The sequence below is a fragment of the Bradyrhizobium sp. AUGA SZCCT0177 genome (genome assembly GCF_018130125.1).
GTDB lineage: Bacteria > Pseudomonadota > Alphaproteobacteria > Rhizobiales > Xanthobacteraceae > Bradyrhizobium.
Genome location: NZ_JAFCMA010000017.1, coordinates 83987 through 100591 on the forward strand (window position 1 = coordinate 83987; position 16605 = coordinate 100591).

The window sequence follows — 16605 nt, forward strand, 5'->3', positions numbered from 1 at the left end:
TCATGGCAAAGATCAGGGTCGGTCTGGCCGGCTGCGGCTTTGTGTCCGAGCTGCATATGTATGCGTACAAGCGCGTCTACGGCCTGGATGTCGAGGTCCGGGCCGTCGCGGCGAGGGGCGATCATGTCCTTGAGTTCGCCCGCCGGCACCAGATCCCGACGGCGTATCGCAGTTTTCGCGATTTGATCGCCGATGGCGAGCTCGATGTCATCGACATCTGCACGCCGCCCAATCTGCACGCCTCGATGATCGTCGAGGCGATGCAGGCCGGCAAACATGTCGTCTGCGAAAAGCCGTTCGCGGGCTATTTCGGGCAGGACGGCGACAGGGCGCCCATCGGCAAGCATGTGCCGAAAGCGTTGATGTACAAGCGCGTGCTGGAGGAAATGGAGCGCACGCGCGCGGCGATCGAGAAGACCGGCAAGCTGTTCATGTATGCGGAGGATTGGATCTATGCGCCGGCGGTGACCAAGACTGTGGAGATCCTCCGCGCCACAGGGGACAAGATCCTGTTCATGAAGGGTGAGGAGAGCCACAGCGGCTCGCATGCGGCGCATGCCGCGCAATGGGCGATGACCGGCGGCGGTTCGCTGATCCGGATGGGGTGCCACCCGCTTTCGGCGGTGCTTTATCTCAAGCAGGTCGAGGCGAAAGCACGGGGTGAGACGATCAGCGTCGCCAGCGTCAGCTGCGACGTCGGCAACGTTGCGGCGTGCCTGCGGCCGGACGAACGCGGCGTCATCAAGTCCAATCCGGTCGACGTCGAAGACTGGGGTACGCTCACCACGACTTTCTCCGACGGCACCAAGGCGACGATATTTTCCGGCGACATGATCGCGGGCGGCGTGCGCAATCTGATCGAAACCTATACCAGCGGCGGCGCGCTGTTCGCCAACATCACGCCGAACACGCACATGATGAGCTACCAGACATCAGAGGAAAAACTCGCGAGCGTCTACATCACCGAAAAGGTCGATCGCAAGACCGGCTGGCAATATGTCTGCCTCGAGGAAGAATGGACGCGCGGCTATTTGCAGGAAATCCAGGATTTCATGGAGTGCGTCGCGACGGGGAGGCAGCCACTCTCAGATCTCGCGCTGGCCTTTGAGACGATCAAGGTCAACTACGCCGGCTATTGGGCCGCCGAAGAGGGCCGTCGCGTCACGCTGTGAGTTGATGATCTCCCACGCCCCGCTTCCTGCGGGCTGCCTGGAGGTTCCGATGACGAATCTGACGAGGCTGCTTGTCCTGGCTAGCTCTTGGATGTGGGGCGCGGGCGCTGCATATGCATGTTCCTGCGATCCCGTCTCTCCCGAAGCCGGCTTTGACCGCGCCCAATACGTGTTTGCCGGCAAGGTTGTCCGCGCGGACCAGCACGCATGGCTCATCGAGATCGAGCGCGCGTGGAAAGGCGGTGAACGGCTCGCTCGCACCATCAAATTAATGGACGTCTACGCAACGCTGGACTGCGAGTTCTTCTTTCAAGCTGGGCAGCGCTATGTTTTTTTCGCGATCCTGGCGAAGGGTGGTCGAGAGGTTTTTTATCACCCACAAGCGTGCAACTGGACGAGACCCTTGCAGTCGACGCGCGTTCCCGTCGAGGGCAATGAATCACTATGGTTCGAGGATTTCATCGCTCGCGAGCACGGCCCGGGCGAGCAACCCCGCGCCGAGCGCCCTTGACGAAGCCACCGAACGATCAAATACGCTACGCCGCGTAGACCGACGATTTCGGCAGCGGGAACACCGGGTCCTGCGTCCTGATATTGGTTGGCCAAACCACCGAGATGTGCTCACCGGCATTCTGCATCACGACCGGGGTCGAACGCTCGTTCTGACCGGCGAGCGGCGTGCCCGGCGGAAAGAATTTGACGCCGTAGCCCTGGATCGTGCCGCCCGGCGGGATGTCGACGTCGAGCGCGGCCTTGCGAATGGCATCGGGATTGAAGCCGCCGTATTTGTCCTTGGCGACGGGCAGCACGCTGTTGAGCAGGATCCAGGTCTGGTTGAAGCCCATCGAGCAGTGCGGCGGCACGTCGGTCGCGTTGGTCTTCTCCTTGTAGCGTGTGATCATTGTCTTGGTGAGATCGCCGATGCCGGGCGCCAGTTTGGTCGGATCGAGCAGTTGCGCAGGCACCGGATCGATGTTGCAGAAATTGTCGATGTCCGCGGCGAAGGTGGCGCGCAGCTTGTCGAGCTGGCTGTAGCCCGCGCCGGCGCCGAACAGCATCTTGAACTTGAGGCCGTTCTCGCGCGCCTGGCGCAGGAACAGGGTGATATCAGGGTTGTATCCCGCGTGGGAGATTACGTCGGGCCTGGCACGCTTGAGCTTGGTCACCAGCACCGAGAGGTCGGGCGCGGACGCCGAATAACCCTCGCGGAGCACGACCTGAAGGCCGGCTTCCTTGGAATAGGCCTCGTCGGCGGCGGCGACGCCGACGCCATAGGGTCCGTCCTCGTGGATCAGCGCGACCTTGACGTCCTTGGGCTCCATCCCGAGCTTTGCTTTCGCATGCTCGGCGATGAAGCCTGCGAAGGCCTGGCCATACTGATCGGAATGAATCTGGGCGCGGAAGACGTATTGCAGGTTCTTGTCCTTGAACACGGCGGTCGAGACCGCGGTCGTGATCCAGAGGATCTTTTTCTGCTGCTCGACCTTGGCCGCGAGCGGCACCGCATGCGAGCTCGCATAGACGCCGTTGATGATGTCGATCTTCTCCTGGTCGATCAGGCGCACCGCCTCATTGATCGCGACCTCGGGCTTGCTCTGGGAATCGGCGGCGACGGCGGCGACCTTGTACTTGCCGCCGATGCCGCCCTTTTCGTTGACGAGATCGATGGCGATCTGGGCGCCGATCGAGGAGGCAACCGATCCGCCGGCTGCAAAGGGGCCGGTCAAGTCGTAGATCAGGCCGATGCGTACCGTTTCGGCTTGCGCCTGGGCACGTGTCCAATCGAAGCTGAATGCAGCGGCCGCAGCCGCAGAAGTCTTCAGCAGTGTTCTGCGTGAAGTGGGCATCGTGTCCTCCCATCGATTTTTCTTTGTTATGGCCGAGTATTTTGACAATGCGCTGGAATGTCAACGGCTTTGCCGAGTGGTTGATCGCGATAGCAGCGTTCCCGGCCGCAATTGCTGCGTCGCCGCGTCATGTTCGCCGCTCGAACCTGCCTCCCTTAACGTGTCGCAAGGGGGCCGGCCGCGAAAGGCCCATCAATTGCCGATAGCTTGTGCCGGCTCTTTAGATGCAAGCCGCCAGATGACTTTGCTTTCCCCGCCTTGTTGACGTTGGGACCTCGAAACCGGCATTCACGAGCATGCTCGCAAGTTGCTTGCGCGCGTAAAACATTCGGCTCTTCACGGTGGCAAGAGGAATATCGAGCATTTCGCTCACTTCAGCGGGCGAATTCTCGCGATCGTAGACCATGTCGATGATTTCGCGATGGGCTGGAGACAGCTGGGCGATGCACGCGCGCAAAATGCCGTTGGTTTCCTTTCGATCAAGCGCGATTTCCGGCGTGTCACCGGCATCTGCGATTCCGTGCACATCATCCTGATCGATGCTCTCGTGAATGCGCTCTCGCAGCGAGTTGATCGCCTTGAAACGGGCAATCGAGAGCAGCCATGTGGAAACGCGCGCGCGATATTCGAACCTGTTCGCGGAGCGCCAGACATCGAGGAATACCTGGCTGACGAGATCCTCGGCAATGCCCGGGTTACGGACCGTGCGCTGGATGAAGTGAAGAACTCTGGCGCGATGACGGGCGAACATGATGTGCATCGCGGTCTTGTCGCCCTCCGCAACGCTCTTGAGAAGTATCTCGTCGGAGATGCTTTCCTCCGCCTCCGTCGCATGGCAGCTGGCATAGGCCAGCTTGCCATCGTTGATCGCATCGGACTGCCCGGCTAAGCACTTATGGTTCTTGCCGATGAAGTCAGGCAGGATCGCGGCCGGAGAAGTCGGCAGGGAGCCGCGCGAAAGGACTTTATCCCGACACCGATCCGGCAATGAAACGGGCTTCTCCGCTGCTTGCCGCCGCTCGCTTACCTGCATCGTCCTCTCCATTTTCTTGACGCGATGGCACTGAGGATGCGTCGCATGGAGTCGTTTGCGCTACCCTACGAGGGGTGCGTGCTTCTAGTCCCCTGGTCTAGGGTGAATGAGCCCGTGCAGTGGGGATGGGGCGCAGGATCGGACAATACATGGTCGCTTTAGGAAAGACGCCCGATTTGCACAGCGCCTAAAATGCGCTCCGAGTGCTCAAACCCAAGGTCCCGCCGTGGTCCAGTTCCCAGCCGGCGCGGCCACACCCGCGTCCATCGTCGACGCCCTGGACGCGCTAGCCGGTCATCCGCCAAAGGCGCGCGCGAGCTTTGCCGAGGGCCGATGCGTTCGCGGCACCTATATTCCGTCGGACCGGGCGCCGGAAATAACGAGATCGCAAAGCTTCACAAAGCCATCACGCGTGCTGGCGCGCTTCTCGGTGAGCGGCGGCGATTCGAAAGCAGCGGATACCGACAACCGCGGGCTGCGCGGCTTCAGCTTCAGGCTCGGCGGCGAAGATCATCGTTCGCACATGCTCCTGCAAAGCGCTCCGGTGCACTTTGCTAGAACGCTCGACCAGATGCTGGCTTACCTCAAGGCGCGCATGCCGGGCCCAAGCGGCAAGCCGAACATGAAGAAAGTCAAGGCATTCTCCGCCGCCAATCCCGAAACGCTGCATCAGGCCAACTACATCGCCGCGCTTCCGCTGCCTGGGAGTTTTGCCGGCACGACCTATTGGGGTGTGCACGCCTTTCCTGCGACGAGTTCGAAAGGCGAGACGCGGTTTATCAAGTTCAAGGTCGCGCCAGTCGGCGCAGACGTCACGCTGACCGGGGATCAGGCGAGGGCGAAGTCTGCCGATTTCCTTTACGACGACCTCAAGAACCGGATCGCCAAGGGCGATGTCCGGCTCAATGTGATGGCGCTGCTCGACCGCCCCGACGATCCCGTCATGGACGTGACCATCCGATGGCCGGATGAGGATGCCCGCGAAACGGTGCGGCTGGGCACGATCGTCATCACCGGTGTTGAAGCGGACGAGGCGTGCGACGCCTCCATCTTCAGTCCGACAACTCTCGCCGAAGGCATCGCTCATCCGCCCGACGAGATCTTTGCGGCGCGCCGCGCCGCCTACGTCATCTCACTTGGGAAGCGTCGCTGATCCGCTACGCCCGACATTGGCCTGGATCAGTTCTCGCTTTCCGGGGCATTTTGCGCTTCGCGGCGCCACGCTCCCGGGCTGACGCCGACCGCGGCCGAAAACACCCGCGTAAAGTGGCTCTGATTGGCGAACCCGGCCGATATCGCAATCTCGGACAGCGACAGGTCGGGGACGGTCATCAACTGCTTGGCCGCCTTCACCCGTTGGCGAAGCAGCCATTGGTGCGGCGGCAAGCCGGTGGAGCTGCGAAAAGCCCGTGAAAAATGGCTGACCGACAGATCAAACTCGGCCGCGATTTGTTGCAATGAAATTTTCCCGCCCAGATCGGACTCGATTCTTTCACAGGCGCGCCTCGCCTGCCACGGCGCCAGACCGCCGCGGGTCGGCTTGGCGTCGGGACGCAGTCCGCCATACGCCTGCGCGACGTGTGCGGTGAGGGCGAGCATCATGTGATCGACGAAAAGCTGATTGGTCTCGCCCGGCCGGCGCAAGCCTTCTTGCAGCGAGGCGCCGATGTGACGGATGACCGCGTCATCATGGGCGACACCAAGATCACAGGCGAGTTCACCGACGCGAGGCGTGCGGGACTGTTCGGTGAGGCTGTCGAGCGCGGAGCGCGGCAGGTAGAAAAACAGGGAGTGGAATGGCTTGTCGATCACATAGCGGGGATCGCGCTTGAGATCGTACAGATATGTCGTCCCCGCCGGAACATCCGCCTTCATCACGCACTTGCCATTCTCCCAGAGTTCGCAGTCCGGGAAATCGTGAAGTTTCAGGCTGACGAGAAAAGCATCCTCCAGCGCGAACGAGCCGGAAAGACCCGGCACGGGGTTGTCATTTCGGGTTTCAGTGAATGCGAGCTGCACACCGCGCAGTGACCGCGTCATCAGCGACGGCGGCGCATCCTTCAAATGCAGGATTTGCCCGAGCCTCTGCCCGAAGGCGCTCGTCTGTATCATCTGGTTCGGTCTCATGCGCGGAATTGGACCAGGCAGGTCATCATCGTATCGCGAGGTCGCGCCGGATTATCTGATATCAGCGAGCGATCGTCTAGGCTTGCTCGTAAAACGCGAAGCTGCTGCGACATCAACCGGCACGATCGCGGGAAGACGATTTTCGGAGCAAATTCAATGATTTTCCTGCTTGATCACCTGGTCACGCGTCCGCAGCGTCTCAGCCCTTAGTATCACGATTGCGCGCTTGGAGCAGGTTCCGACAAAGGACGGCGGCTTTAGGAAAGACGCCGTACTTGTACGGAGTTTAGAACACGCCCCGAACGATCGACTCAAGTTGAACGACCGCAACAGGCAACGGGGCAGTAGCGATTAGGAGACTAAGCAATGCTTGCCACCACCGCACTTGCCCGCTCATCCGCCCTACCAACCTTCCCCCAATTACCCATGAGCATGGCTGCCGACAATATGGATCGCCCACTCGTCCTGATCGTGGACGATGACGAGGACGTCCGGTTCGCAATTCGAGAACTTCTGCTGTCGGTGGGAATCGACGCATGTTGCTTCGGATCGACACAGGAATTGTTGCAGGCCGATCTTCCGGAGCGGCCGGGCTGCCTGATCCTCGATGTTCGGATGCCCGGCGCAAGCGGCCTCGATCTTCAACATCATCTCGCCTTGAACGGTCATACGAGACCGATCATTTTCCTCACCGGTCATGGCGACATCGCGATGACCGTGCAGGCGATGAAGGCGGGAGCCATTGACTTCCTTACAAAGCCCGTCCGGGACCAGACGCTGCTCGACGCCGTCACAGCCGGAATCGAGAAGGACGTTTCGCTACGGACCGCCGCCCGGCACGTCAAGCTGCACGTCGATCGCTACGCGAAGTTGACGCCGCGCGAACGCGAGGTCATGCGCGAAGTGGCAAGGGGCCGCCTCAACAAACAGATCGCGTTCGATCTCGGCATCAGCGAGATCACCGTCAAGCTCCACCGTGGCAACGTGACGAAGAAGATGCAGGCCGCGTCCGTCGGGCAGCTCATTCGCATCTGGGAACTGCTGCCTGCGGATATCCGGGAGCAAAAATCACCCTAGACCAAAGGATGGTTACGACCCGGCCAGCAATGGGCGAGACGTGGGTGTGGTCAGCCGGCCACGCTAGCGAAGGTTATCGGCTTGTCCAAAGCGCCCCTGGTCGCGATCGTAGATGACGACGAAGCTGTTCGGGAGGCCCTTTCCGACCTCCTTATGGTGCTGGATCTATCGTGTCGCACTTTCGATCGAGCGGAGGCCTTCATGGCGGAATATGTCCCTGACCGGTTCGATTGCCTGATTACCGACGTGAGCATGCCGGGCCATAGCGGGCTTGACCTGCTGCGGCATTTGCGGAGTCTCCGTTCCGCGATGCCGGTCATTATCGTCACGGCTGACACCAATCCGGCGACCCGATCTCGCGCCATGAGAGGTGGGGCCTATGCATACCTGACCAAGCCGGTAAGCAGCGACGTCCTCTTTCGTTACCTGCAGTCCGCCCTGAGGCACGCTGGCTCTGGCCCTGACCGCGATGGGCAGAGGCCTTCCGATGGCTAGTCCTGTCCACAAAGCCGCCCCGGGCGGCCGCGAACAATCCTTCACATTCCCGTCCGGGATGGCGTTATCCGATTTCGCATCTGACGTGGGATCACGTTCGGAGGACTTGCGCGCAACGGACATGCGTGTCGAGGTGGACTGACATGCTCCACAATATGCAGGTACCCGCGGACATCATGCGAAAATGGCAGGAGATCGCAGATCTTCTGGCCGATATTGTAAATGTCCCCTCCGCCTTGATCATGAGGGTAGAGCCGCCAAACATCAAAGTCCTCGTTTCCAGCGAGTCCAAGGAAAATCCTTACGAACCGAACGAGGCCGCGTGTCTCAATACAGGACTCTATTGTGAGACTGTAATGAACACCCGCCGACCGTTGATCGTCCCGGACGCTCTGCAGGACGAGGCGTGGAAATCGAACCCCGACATCAAACTGGGAATGATCTCATACCTCGGCGTGCCGATCAGTTGGCCCGATGGCGAGATCTTTGGAACGATTTGTGTTCTTGACAGGAAGAGCAACGGATACAGCGATCTCTATCTCAGACTGCTGTTGCAGTGGCGCGACGTGTTGCAGGCGGACTTGAGATCCATTGCAACCACGCAGCGGGAGATTGAACAACGTGAAACAAAAATTCGCCGCCTCGTCGATGCCAACATCATCGGCATCGTCATCTGGAACGACGAGGGGCAGATTCTTGATGCCAATAGCGAGTTTTTACGCATCGTTGGGTATGATCAGCACGATCTCCTGTCCGGTCGAGTGAGCTGGGCCGACATGACGCCTCCCGAATGGCGTGATCAAAATGCGTTGATGCTGTCCGAGGTAAAGAACAAGGGAGTCGTGCAGCCCTTTGAAAAGGAGTACATCCGGAAAGATGGCAGCCGTATTCCGGTGTTGATCGGCATCGCGATCCTTGAAGGGACAGACAGCCAGGGTGTCGCGTTTGTGCTCGATCTGACCGAGCGTAGACGGGCAGAAGCGGAGGCGCGCGAGAGCGAGCGGCGATTCCGCAACATGCAGACGGAATTGGCCCACGCCAATCGGCTGGCAACGTTGGGCCAGCTTACGGCGTCTATTACGCATGAGGTCAAGCAGCCGATCACGGCGGCGCTCCTGAATACCCAAACCGCTCAGCGCTTCCTCGCTCGCCAGCAGCCGGATGTCGAGAGGGCGAAGAAGGCAATTGACCGGGCCGTGCTGAACGGCATGCGCGTTACTGAAGTTGTCGACCGGACGCACGCTTTGGTCAGGAAGGAGCCCACGCGAAAGGACAGCTTGGAGATCAATGAAACGATTTCGGAAGTTATCGGATTGACGCGCGGTGAAGTGTCGAAAAACAGCGTTCAATTGCGGACTCAGTTTGCGGAGGATTTGCCTGTCATTCAAGGCAGTCGGGTCCAGCTTCAACAGGTGATGCTGAACTTGATCGTAAATGCAGTCGAGGCGATGAGCCAGATGAGCGACGAGCGTCGGGAGTTAATGATCAGCACCCAGGCTGAAGCTGACAGTATTCTCGTTGCGGTGCGAGACTCTGGCCCGGGGCTGTCGGAAGGGGCTGTCGAGCGGGCCTTCGAGGCATTTTACACGACGAAGTCGAGCGGCCTCGGGATGGGACTTTCCATCTGTCGTTCGATCGTCGAGGATCACGGAGGACGATTGTGGACGGCAGCAAACGTCCCAAGAGGTGCGGCGTTTCAATTCACAATTCCGATCAGTTCGGATACCGGCACTGACGACGAATTGCGCCTCCCAACCTCAGCATTGGCGCGCACGGCGACCGCATGACGCGATTGTCTGCGGCTTGACACACGTCCCGCCAACCCTATCCCAAGGTACAGGTTGATCTATCCGCCGGGCCAGCGGGATCAGACTCGCCGCAGGATACCGTCACGCGGCGTTTGCCATCATCATCTAAGCCCATAAGAGACTATGGCCAACGCGAGCATGAGACCATGAGCGAGCCGATCTTGCGCGAACCTTCGGATGATCTGCCGGCCGCGTCTGAAGCGCGCCGGGGCGACTTGCCGAATGCTGATGGGCGTGCTGCCGATGCGGAGATGGCACGCGTGCTTGGGACCACGCCCTTTCACATGGCTCTGGATTCCTCCGGTGCCGGGATCGCCCACTGGAAGCATGAACCATTGCACGACGTCGTCGAGCCGATGACCCATCACGTCATCATGGCCTACAACGGCATGATGCAGCGCGTGGAGCGCCGGACAGGAAGCTCGGTTGCGATTGGAACGTTTCGTCCCGGGGTCGTGATCATCATCCCGGAAGGATCGAGCTCCCGATGGGATATTCCGAAGCCCGTTGATGTCGTTCAGCTCTATCTTCCGCACACAATGCTCGATCGCGTTGCCCGCGAAGCCGACATCGCCGCACCAACCGATCTGCTGGAGCGAACGGGGCATCCGGACCCCATTACATCCCGATTGCTTCTGACCGCGGCCGATGCCATGCAGGGCAATGGGCCCCTGGATACGCTGTTCAGGCATCAGCTGACGGACCTGCTGGCCACGCGCCTGTTGGCTGCGCACACCGGCTCGCCAACCACGTTCCAGCCGACCCTGGGTGGGCTGTCGCCGTCGGTGCTGCGCCGCGCCATCGAACGCCTGCGCTCGGACAGCGATGCGGACGTCTCGCTCGCGGCGCTGGCTTCGGATGCCGGGCTGTCGCGCTTCCACTTCTGCCGTTCCTTCAAGGAAAGCACCGGGCTTTCACCCCATGCCTGGCTGCGCCAGCACCGGCTCGAGCAGGCCATGAACATGCTGCGCGACACTGACGAATCCGTCGTCTCGATCGCAGCCGCGCTTGGTTATTCCTCCCAGACCGCATTCGCCGCCGCATTCCGGAAGCTGACCAACGAGACACCGGGCGAGTGGAGACGGCGTACGCGATAACAGCGAACGCTCTGCGGGTAACAGACCGCCCTCAATGGCGAGGACAAGTCATGAGCTGCAAGCCAATTTCGCGCGATTTTTCGCAGAAGAATCGGCCAGACGCTTCCAAGGAGCACCAGCGCGATTTGCCGAATGCCGACCGGCGTCCTGCCGGTGTGGAGATGGCGCGCGTGCTCAAGACCGCTCCGCTGCGCCTGGCTTCCGATCCGTCCAGTGGAGCGATCGCGCATTGGAAGCACAATGCGCTGCATGACGTCGTCGAGCCCATGGCTGATCACGTCATCATGACTTACCCGACCGGCCTGCAACAGCTAGAGCGACGCTCGGGAAGATCAGTTGCGATCGGAACGGCGCGTTCCGGGGTTGTGACGATCATTCCCGCCGGCTCAAGCGCCCGATGGGATATCCCCGGCCCCGTCAATGTCGTTCAGCTTTATCTTCCGCCCACAACGCTCCAACGCGTCGCCGGCGAAGCCGATATGGCCGCTCCCGGGCGATCTCCTGGAAAGGACGGGACATCCCGACCTCACCGCGTCCCGATTGCTCTTGAGCGCGGCGGATATGATTGGAGGCAGTGCCGCACTGGATGCCCTGCTCAGGCATCAGCTGACAGACCTCCTGGCCACTCACCTCTTGGCTGCGCACATTGGCTCGCCAATCGCGTTGCAGCCGACCATAGGCGGCCTCGCGCCCACGGCATTGCGCCGCGCCATCGAACGCCTGCGCTCGGACAGCGATGCGGACGTATCTCTTGCGGCGCTGGCTTCGGATGCCGGCCTGTCGCGCTTCCATTTCTGCCGTGCCTTCAAGGAAAGCACCGGGCTTTCCCCTCACGCATGGCTGCGCCAGCACCGTCTTGAGCAGGCCATGAACATGCTGCGCGACACCGACGCGTCGGTCGTCTCGATCGCAGCGACGCTTGGCTACGCCTCCCAAAACGCCTTCGCCGCGGCATTCAGGAAGCTGACCGGCGAGACCCCGAGCGATTGGCGGAGGCGCATGCGTTAACAGCAATCTCTCTACAGCTACGTCAATCCCTCTGGGGCAGTCACAGGTTTGGTCCGCTAGACAAAGACCATGCGATGGTCACGCCGAGAACTAGGGAGACAACCAATGGCCTGGAAGAACTTCGTCGGCCCAAATGCGATCACGTCACGACGAAGGGTGGTCGCGAGCGCCCTCATGTACGGCCTTTCGTTGACGGTGCGCTTCACCTCACCGACGGGTGAGGAAGCGGAAAATCCGGCGCAAGCTACCCAAGGTAAAAATCCGATGAGCTCCATCGTGATCAACGACGGTGCCCAGATCTTCAAGAGCTGGTCACCGAATCCCGTTCACTCGATCGTCTTTCAACGCAGCTCGACACGCAGTTCCAGAAGCTGCCGCGAAGTATGTGAACGGCCGATGCCGTTAATGCTGGACTGCTCGCCTCCATAGCGCCTGGCACGTTTCACGTCTTCGCGTCGTCATCGATCGCAAAGGTCTCCCGCCAACGGGGGAGCCGTGCAGTGACGCGCGGAATTTCGAGAAGATCAAACCACAGGAGACAACCATATGAGAATCCTCATCATCGGCGCCGGCTTCGCCGGCATGTACGCTGCACTTTCCGCCGCCCGCCTGCGCGACATCCAGGGCGTTTCCCCCGAACAGCTCGAGATCGCGCTGGTTGCACCAGAGCCGACGCTGGTGGTTCGCCCTCGGCTTTACGAACCGAAACCCGAAACGCTGACCGCACCGCTGCTGGATGTGCTTAAGGCGGTCGACGTTGTCTACGTGCAAGGCAGCGCCGAAACCATCGACACCAAGGCCAGGACGGTGAATATCGTCGCCGCCAAGGGCGCGAAGAAGAGCCTCTCCTACGATCGGCTGGTCGTGGCCACCGGCAGCCGGCTGTTCCGTCCGAATATTCCCGGCCTTGCCGAACACGGCTTCAGTGTCGACCAGCTCGACGATGCGATCGCCCTCGACCGGCATCTGCACGGCCTGGCGGATCGGCCGGCAAAGAACGGACGCAACACGGTCGTCGTTGCCGGCGGCGGGTTCACCGGCATCGAGGCGGCGACGGAGATTCCCACACGGCTTCGTGCAATCCTCGGCAAGGATACCAAGACGCGCGTCATCATCGTTGATCGGAACAGCGCGATCGCTCCGGATATGGGCGCAGGTCCGCGCCCCGTCATTGAGGATGCCCTGCGCAAGGTCGGCGTGGAGACCCGGCTGGGCGCCGGCGTCGCCTCGCTGGACAAATCCGGCGTCACGCTTTCCAATGGCGAACACATCGAAACCGAGACCGTGATCTGGGCGGCCGGCATTCGCGCCGCCCCGTTGACCCAGCAGATCCCGGCCGAGCGCGACAATTTCGGCCGGCTGCTGGTCGACCGTGACTTGCGCGTACCGTCGGTGCCCGGTGTCTTCGCCACCGGCGATGCCGCCAGGGCAGCCAGCGACGATGTCGGCAATTACGCGCTGATGTCGTGCCAGCACGCCACGCGGATGGGGGCCTTTGCCGGCAACAATGCCGCCGCGGAACTGCTCGGCGTTCCGACCAAGCCCTATCACCAGAAGGGATACGTCACCTGTCTCGACCTCGGAGAGGCCGGCGCCCTGTTCACGATCGGTTGGGAGCGCAAGATCGGGATGGTCGGCGACGTCGGCAAGAAGACCAAGCAGGAAATCAACACCGTCTGGATCTATCCGCCGAAGGCCGAGCGTGCTGCCGCGCTGGCCTCGGCCGATCCGGAGCGTGTGACTGATGTGAGTGGGTTCTTCTAGACCCTTCACGCGAAACGGGCCGCGCTCTGCGCTGGCTGCGCGGCCCGCTCAACCAAGACCAGCCAGTAGCCTTCACCATGAAACGGGAGACAAACATGAATTTAGACACAAGCTTGGCCAACACCTCACACCCCGGTGCACCGGGCCCCAACGAGTTGGTTCCGTCGCGCTACGCGGTGCAGGTCGGCGACATCGAGGTGCTGGTGGTCAGCGACGGCGTGCTGCCGCTCCCAACCGCGATGCTGGCGCACAACATCGACCCGGCGGTCCGGGCAACCTGGCTGAAGGACATGTTCCTGCCGCCGGACGCTTACGATTGGGCGCTGAACGTGGTCGTGGTGCGTAGCGGCGACCGGACCATCCTTGTCGACGCTGGACTTGGGCTCGACCCGGACTTGCACTTGCCGCGGGCCGGGCAGCTGATCAAGCGACTGGAGGCGGCCGGCATCGACCTTGCGTCCGTGACCGACGTGGTGCTGACGCACATGCACATGGACCACATTGGCGGGCTGCTCGTCGACGGGGTCAAGGACCGGCTGCGTCCGGACCTGCGGATCCACGTGTCGGCCGCCGAGGTCAAGTTCTGGGAGGCGCCCGATTTCTCCCACGTCTCCATGCCGCCGGGATTCCCGGACGCGCTTCGATCGACAGCCAAGCGGTTCGTGAAAGAGTACCGCAGCCAGCTGCACACCTTCGAGGAGGAGTACGAGGTGGCGCCGGGAGTGGTCGTCACTCGCACCGGCGGCCACACACCCGGGCACAGCGTGGTGCGCGTGGCGTCCGGCGGCGACCGGCTGACGTTCGCCGGAGACCTGGTGTTCGCGGTCGGGTTCGAGCACCCCGAGTGGTACAACGGCTTCGAACACGACCCCGAGGAGTCGGCCCGCGTTCGTATCCGTCTTTTGCGGGAGCTGGCTGAGACCGGCGGATTGCTGGTGGCCACTCACCTGCCGTTCCCGTCCGTCGGCCATGTGGCGGCCAACGGCGACGCCTTTCGTTGGGTGCCGGTCTTCTGGGACTACTGACCGCACGGTCCGAACGAGGCGCGTCGTCAGCGCTTCATCCGATACGGGCCGCGTTACCAGCGCCGGAGCGCGGCCCGCACACCCAAATCCCTTTGGAGCTCGACCTTGATGAAACACGAGACCGTGCGCGCGACCGCGTTCGCCATGCCGCTGACGAACTCGGCCTTTCCACCCGGCCCCTACCGGTTCATCAACCGCGAGTACTTCATCATACGCTACCGGACGGATCCCGAAGCGCTGCGCCGGGTCGTGCCGGAGCCGCTCGAACTGACCGAGCCGGTGGTGAATTACGAGTTCATCCGCATGCCTGACTCAACCGGCTTCGGCGACTACACCGAAAGCGGTCAGGTCATCCCGGTGTCCTACCGGGGCGAGGCCGGCAGCTTCGTGCACCAGATGTTCCTCAATGATCATCCGCCCATTGCCGGCGGGCGCGAACTGTGGGGCTTTCCCAAGAAGCTGGCGCAGCCGAAGCTTGCGGTCGAGACCGACACGCTGGTCGGCACGCTGAACTACGGCTCGGTCCGCATCGCGACCGGCACCATGGGCTACAAGCACCGCGCGCTCGACACATCAGTCGAAGCCAGAAAACTCGCCGCACCCAACTTCCTGCTCAAGATCATTCCGCATGTCGACGGCACGGCGCGTATTTGCGAGCTGGTGCGCTTCCACCTCGAAGACATCACCGTAAAGGGCGCATGGACCGGGCCGGCGGCGCTCGACCTCTGCTCGCATGCCCTGGCTCCCGTCGCCGAGCTGCCGGTGCTTCAGGTGCTGTCCGCCAAGCACGTTGTCGCCGACCTCACGCTCGGGCTTGGCACCGTGATCCACGACTATCTCGCACCTGGCGCGACGTTAGGTCGACGCGGGACCGGGTCCGAAATTCTGATCGAAGCGAATGCCGGCTGATCGGTCGGCCAAATGCAGGGAGTTTTGGCAATGCTGAACGTGATGCGTGAACAATCAAGTCCGGTGCCGCAGCAAACCAGGCCGCTGCCGTACGATGTCGTCGCTCTGGTGCTGCAAGGCGGTGGCGCGCTTGGCGCCTACCAGGCCGGCGTCTATGAGGGCCTGCACGAGGCCGGCATTCGGCCGAACTGGCTGGCCGGCATCTCGATCGGCGCGCTCAACGCCGCGATCATCGCCGGCTCGCCCGAAGCCGAGCGCGTGCAGCGGTTGCGCGAGTTCTGGGAGACGATCTGTGCCTTTTCGATCGAGTGGCCCGCCGGCGAGGGGCTGGCCAATGCCTTGCCCTTTGCCTTCGACATCAACTCGGTGCGCAACAGGATGGCGGCGACGAGGGCCCTGGTCCAGGGGCAGCCCGGATTCTTCAAGCCGCGCTTCCCGTCGCCGCTCTGGTCGCCCTTCACGGGCGATGCCGCGACCAGCTTCTACGACACGGCGCCTTTGCATCAGACGCTGGAGCGGCTCGTCGACTTCGACCGGTTGAACTCGGGCGAAGTGCGCGTCAGCGTCGGCGCGGTCAACGTCCGCACCGGCAATTTGACCTATTTCGACACCGCCGAACGCCGGCTGGGACCGAAGCATTTCATGGCTTCCGGCGCACTGCCGCCGGGATTCCCCGCCGTTGAAATCGAAGGCGAGCACTATTGGGACGGCGGCGTGGTTTGGAATACGCCGCTTTCCCGCGTGTTGTCCGGCGAGCCATGTGACACGCTGACATTCCAGATCGATCTCTGGTCGGCCAGGGGCCGCGTTCCCCAGGACTTGATGGAGGTGTCGAGCCGGCAGAAGGACATCCAGTATTCGAGCCGCACGCGCGCCGTCACCGACCAGGTGATGCGGATGCAGAAGATGCGTCAGGCGCTGCAGCGGACCATGGAGGAGTTGCCGGCCAGCGCAAAGGCGAAGCCGGAAATCCGCGCCATCGCCGATATGGCGCGCCATCGCTCCTACAACATCGTTCACCTGATCTACCAGTCCAAGACCTACGAAGGCCATTCGAGGGACTACGAGTTCGGGTTGAGCGCGATGCGTGCGCATTGGCAGAGCGGGCTCGACGACATTCGTCGCACCCTGGCCGACCCGCACCGCCTCGACCCGCCGGCACCGGAACTTGGCATCGTCACGCATGACGTGCATCGCCGCGACTGAGCTCCCGGCGGATTTCATCTCTCAAAGCACCCGAAAG

The 16605-nt window shown here is 62.0% G+C and carries 15 protein-coding genes and 1 pseudogene; 13 read left to right on the forward strand and 3 right to left on the reverse strand.

Annotation, left to right across the window (positions count from 1 at the left end):
• The first annotated feature begins 2 nt into the window (after positions 1-2).
• The gene (locus tag JQ597_RS20660; protein ID WP_212266040.1) at positions 3-1172 is read left to right on the forward strand and encodes a Gfo/Idh/MocA family protein; all 1170 of its coding nucleotides are present in this window, start codon (positions 3-5) and stop codon (positions 1170-1172) included.
• Between the two features lie 49 nt (positions 1173-1221).
• Entirely contained in the window at positions 1222-1683 is a 462-nt protein-coding gene (locus JQ597_RS20665; RefSeq protein ID WP_212266041.1) for a hypothetical protein, read from the forward strand.
• Positions 1684-1708: 25 nt separating this feature from the next.
• Here the strand turns inward: JQ597_RS20665 and JQ597_RS20670 are convergent, their stop codons facing one another.
• Together JQ597_RS20670 and JQ597_RS20675 are read right to left on the reverse strand one after the other, a co-directional pair.
• Complete coding sequence (locus tag JQ597_RS20670) at positions 1709-3019, reverse strand: ABC transporter substrate-binding protein (RefSeq protein ID WP_212266042.1); 1311 nt, start codon at positions 3017-3019, stop codon at positions 1709-1711.
• A 220-nt stretch (positions 3020-3239) separates the two neighbouring features.
• The gene (locus JQ597_RS20675) at positions 3240-3887 is read right to left on the reverse strand and encodes a sigma-70 family RNA polymerase sigma factor (protein WP_312011056.1); all 648 of its coding nucleotides are present in this window, start codon (positions 3885-3887) and stop codon (positions 3240-3242) included.
• A 391-nt stretch (positions 3888-4278) separates the two neighbouring features.
• Between JQ597_RS20675 and JQ597_RS20680 the strand changes: the two genes are divergently transcribed.
• Positions 4279-5205, forward strand: a complete 927-nt coding sequence (locus tag JQ597_RS20680) for a catalase family peroxidase (RefSeq protein ID WP_349628862.1) — start codon at positions 4279-4281, stop codon at positions 5203-5205.
• 26 nt (positions 5206-5231) lie between these two features.
• On the opposite strand, the gene JQ597_RS20685 is transcribed toward JQ597_RS20680, so the two are convergent.
• Positions 5232-6164: a helix-turn-helix domain-containing protein gene (locus tag JQ597_RS20685; protein WP_212266045.1), complete on the reverse strand. Its 933-nt coding sequence runs from the start codon at positions 6162-6164 to the stop codon at positions 5232-5234.
• 441 nt (positions 6165-6605) lie between these two features.
• Between JQ597_RS20685 and JQ597_RS20690 the strand changes: the two genes are divergently transcribed.
• From JQ597_RS20690 to JQ597_RS20735, 10 genes and pseudogenes are all read left to right on the forward strand, one after another.
• The gene (locus tag JQ597_RS20690) at positions 6606-7256 is read left to right on the forward strand and encodes a response regulator transcription factor (protein ID WP_212266107.1); all 651 of its coding nucleotides are present in this window, start codon (positions 6606-6608) and stop codon (positions 7254-7256) included.
• Positions 7257-7337: 81 nt separating this feature from the next.
• On the forward strand, positions 7338-7751 hold the full coding sequence (locus JQ597_RS38490) for a response regulator (protein ID WP_212266046.1): 414 nt from the start codon (positions 7338-7340) through the stop codon (positions 7749-7751).
• 143 nt (positions 7752-7894) lie between these two features.
• Complete coding sequence (locus JQ597_RS20700; protein WP_249148058.1) at positions 7895-9538, forward strand: ATP-binding protein; 1644 nt, start codon at positions 7895-7897, stop codon at positions 9536-9538.
• Between the two features lie 167 nt (positions 9539-9705).
• Entirely contained in the window at positions 9706-10656 is a 951-nt protein-coding gene (locus JQ597_RS20705) for a helix-turn-helix transcriptional regulator (RefSeq protein ID WP_212266047.1), read from the forward strand.
• A 50-nt stretch (positions 10657-10706) separates the two neighbouring features.
• Positions 10707-11664 (forward strand): annotated as a pseudogene (locus JQ597_RS20710) (helix-turn-helix transcriptional regulator).
• A gap of 105 nt (positions 11665-11769) precedes the next feature.
• Positions 11770-12093, forward strand: coding sequence for a hypothetical protein (locus JQ597_RS20715; RefSeq protein ID WP_212266048.1), 324 nt, complete (start codon positions 11770-11772; stop codon positions 12091-12093).
• A gap of 117 nt (positions 12094-12210) precedes the next feature.
• Positions 12211-13428, forward strand: a complete 1218-nt coding sequence (locus JQ597_RS20720) for an NAD(P)/FAD-dependent oxidoreductase (RefSeq protein ID WP_212266049.1) — start codon at positions 12211-12213, stop codon at positions 13426-13428.
• Between the two features lie 95 nt (positions 13429-13523).
• Positions 13524-14453, forward strand: a complete 930-nt coding sequence (locus tag JQ597_RS20725; protein WP_212266050.1) for an MBL fold metallo-hydrolase — start codon at positions 13524-13526, stop codon at positions 14451-14453.
• 108 nt (positions 14454-14561) lie between these two features.
• Positions 14562-15362, forward strand: coding sequence for an acetoacetate decarboxylase (locus JQ597_RS20730; protein ID WP_212266051.1), 801 nt, complete (start codon positions 14562-14564; stop codon positions 15360-15362).
• Between the two features lie 30 nt (positions 15363-15392).
• Complete coding sequence (locus JQ597_RS20735; protein ID WP_212266052.1) at positions 15393-16568, forward strand: DUF3734 domain-containing protein; 1176 nt, start codon at positions 15393-15395, stop codon at positions 16566-16568.
• Positions 16569-16605: the final 37 nt, after the last annotated feature.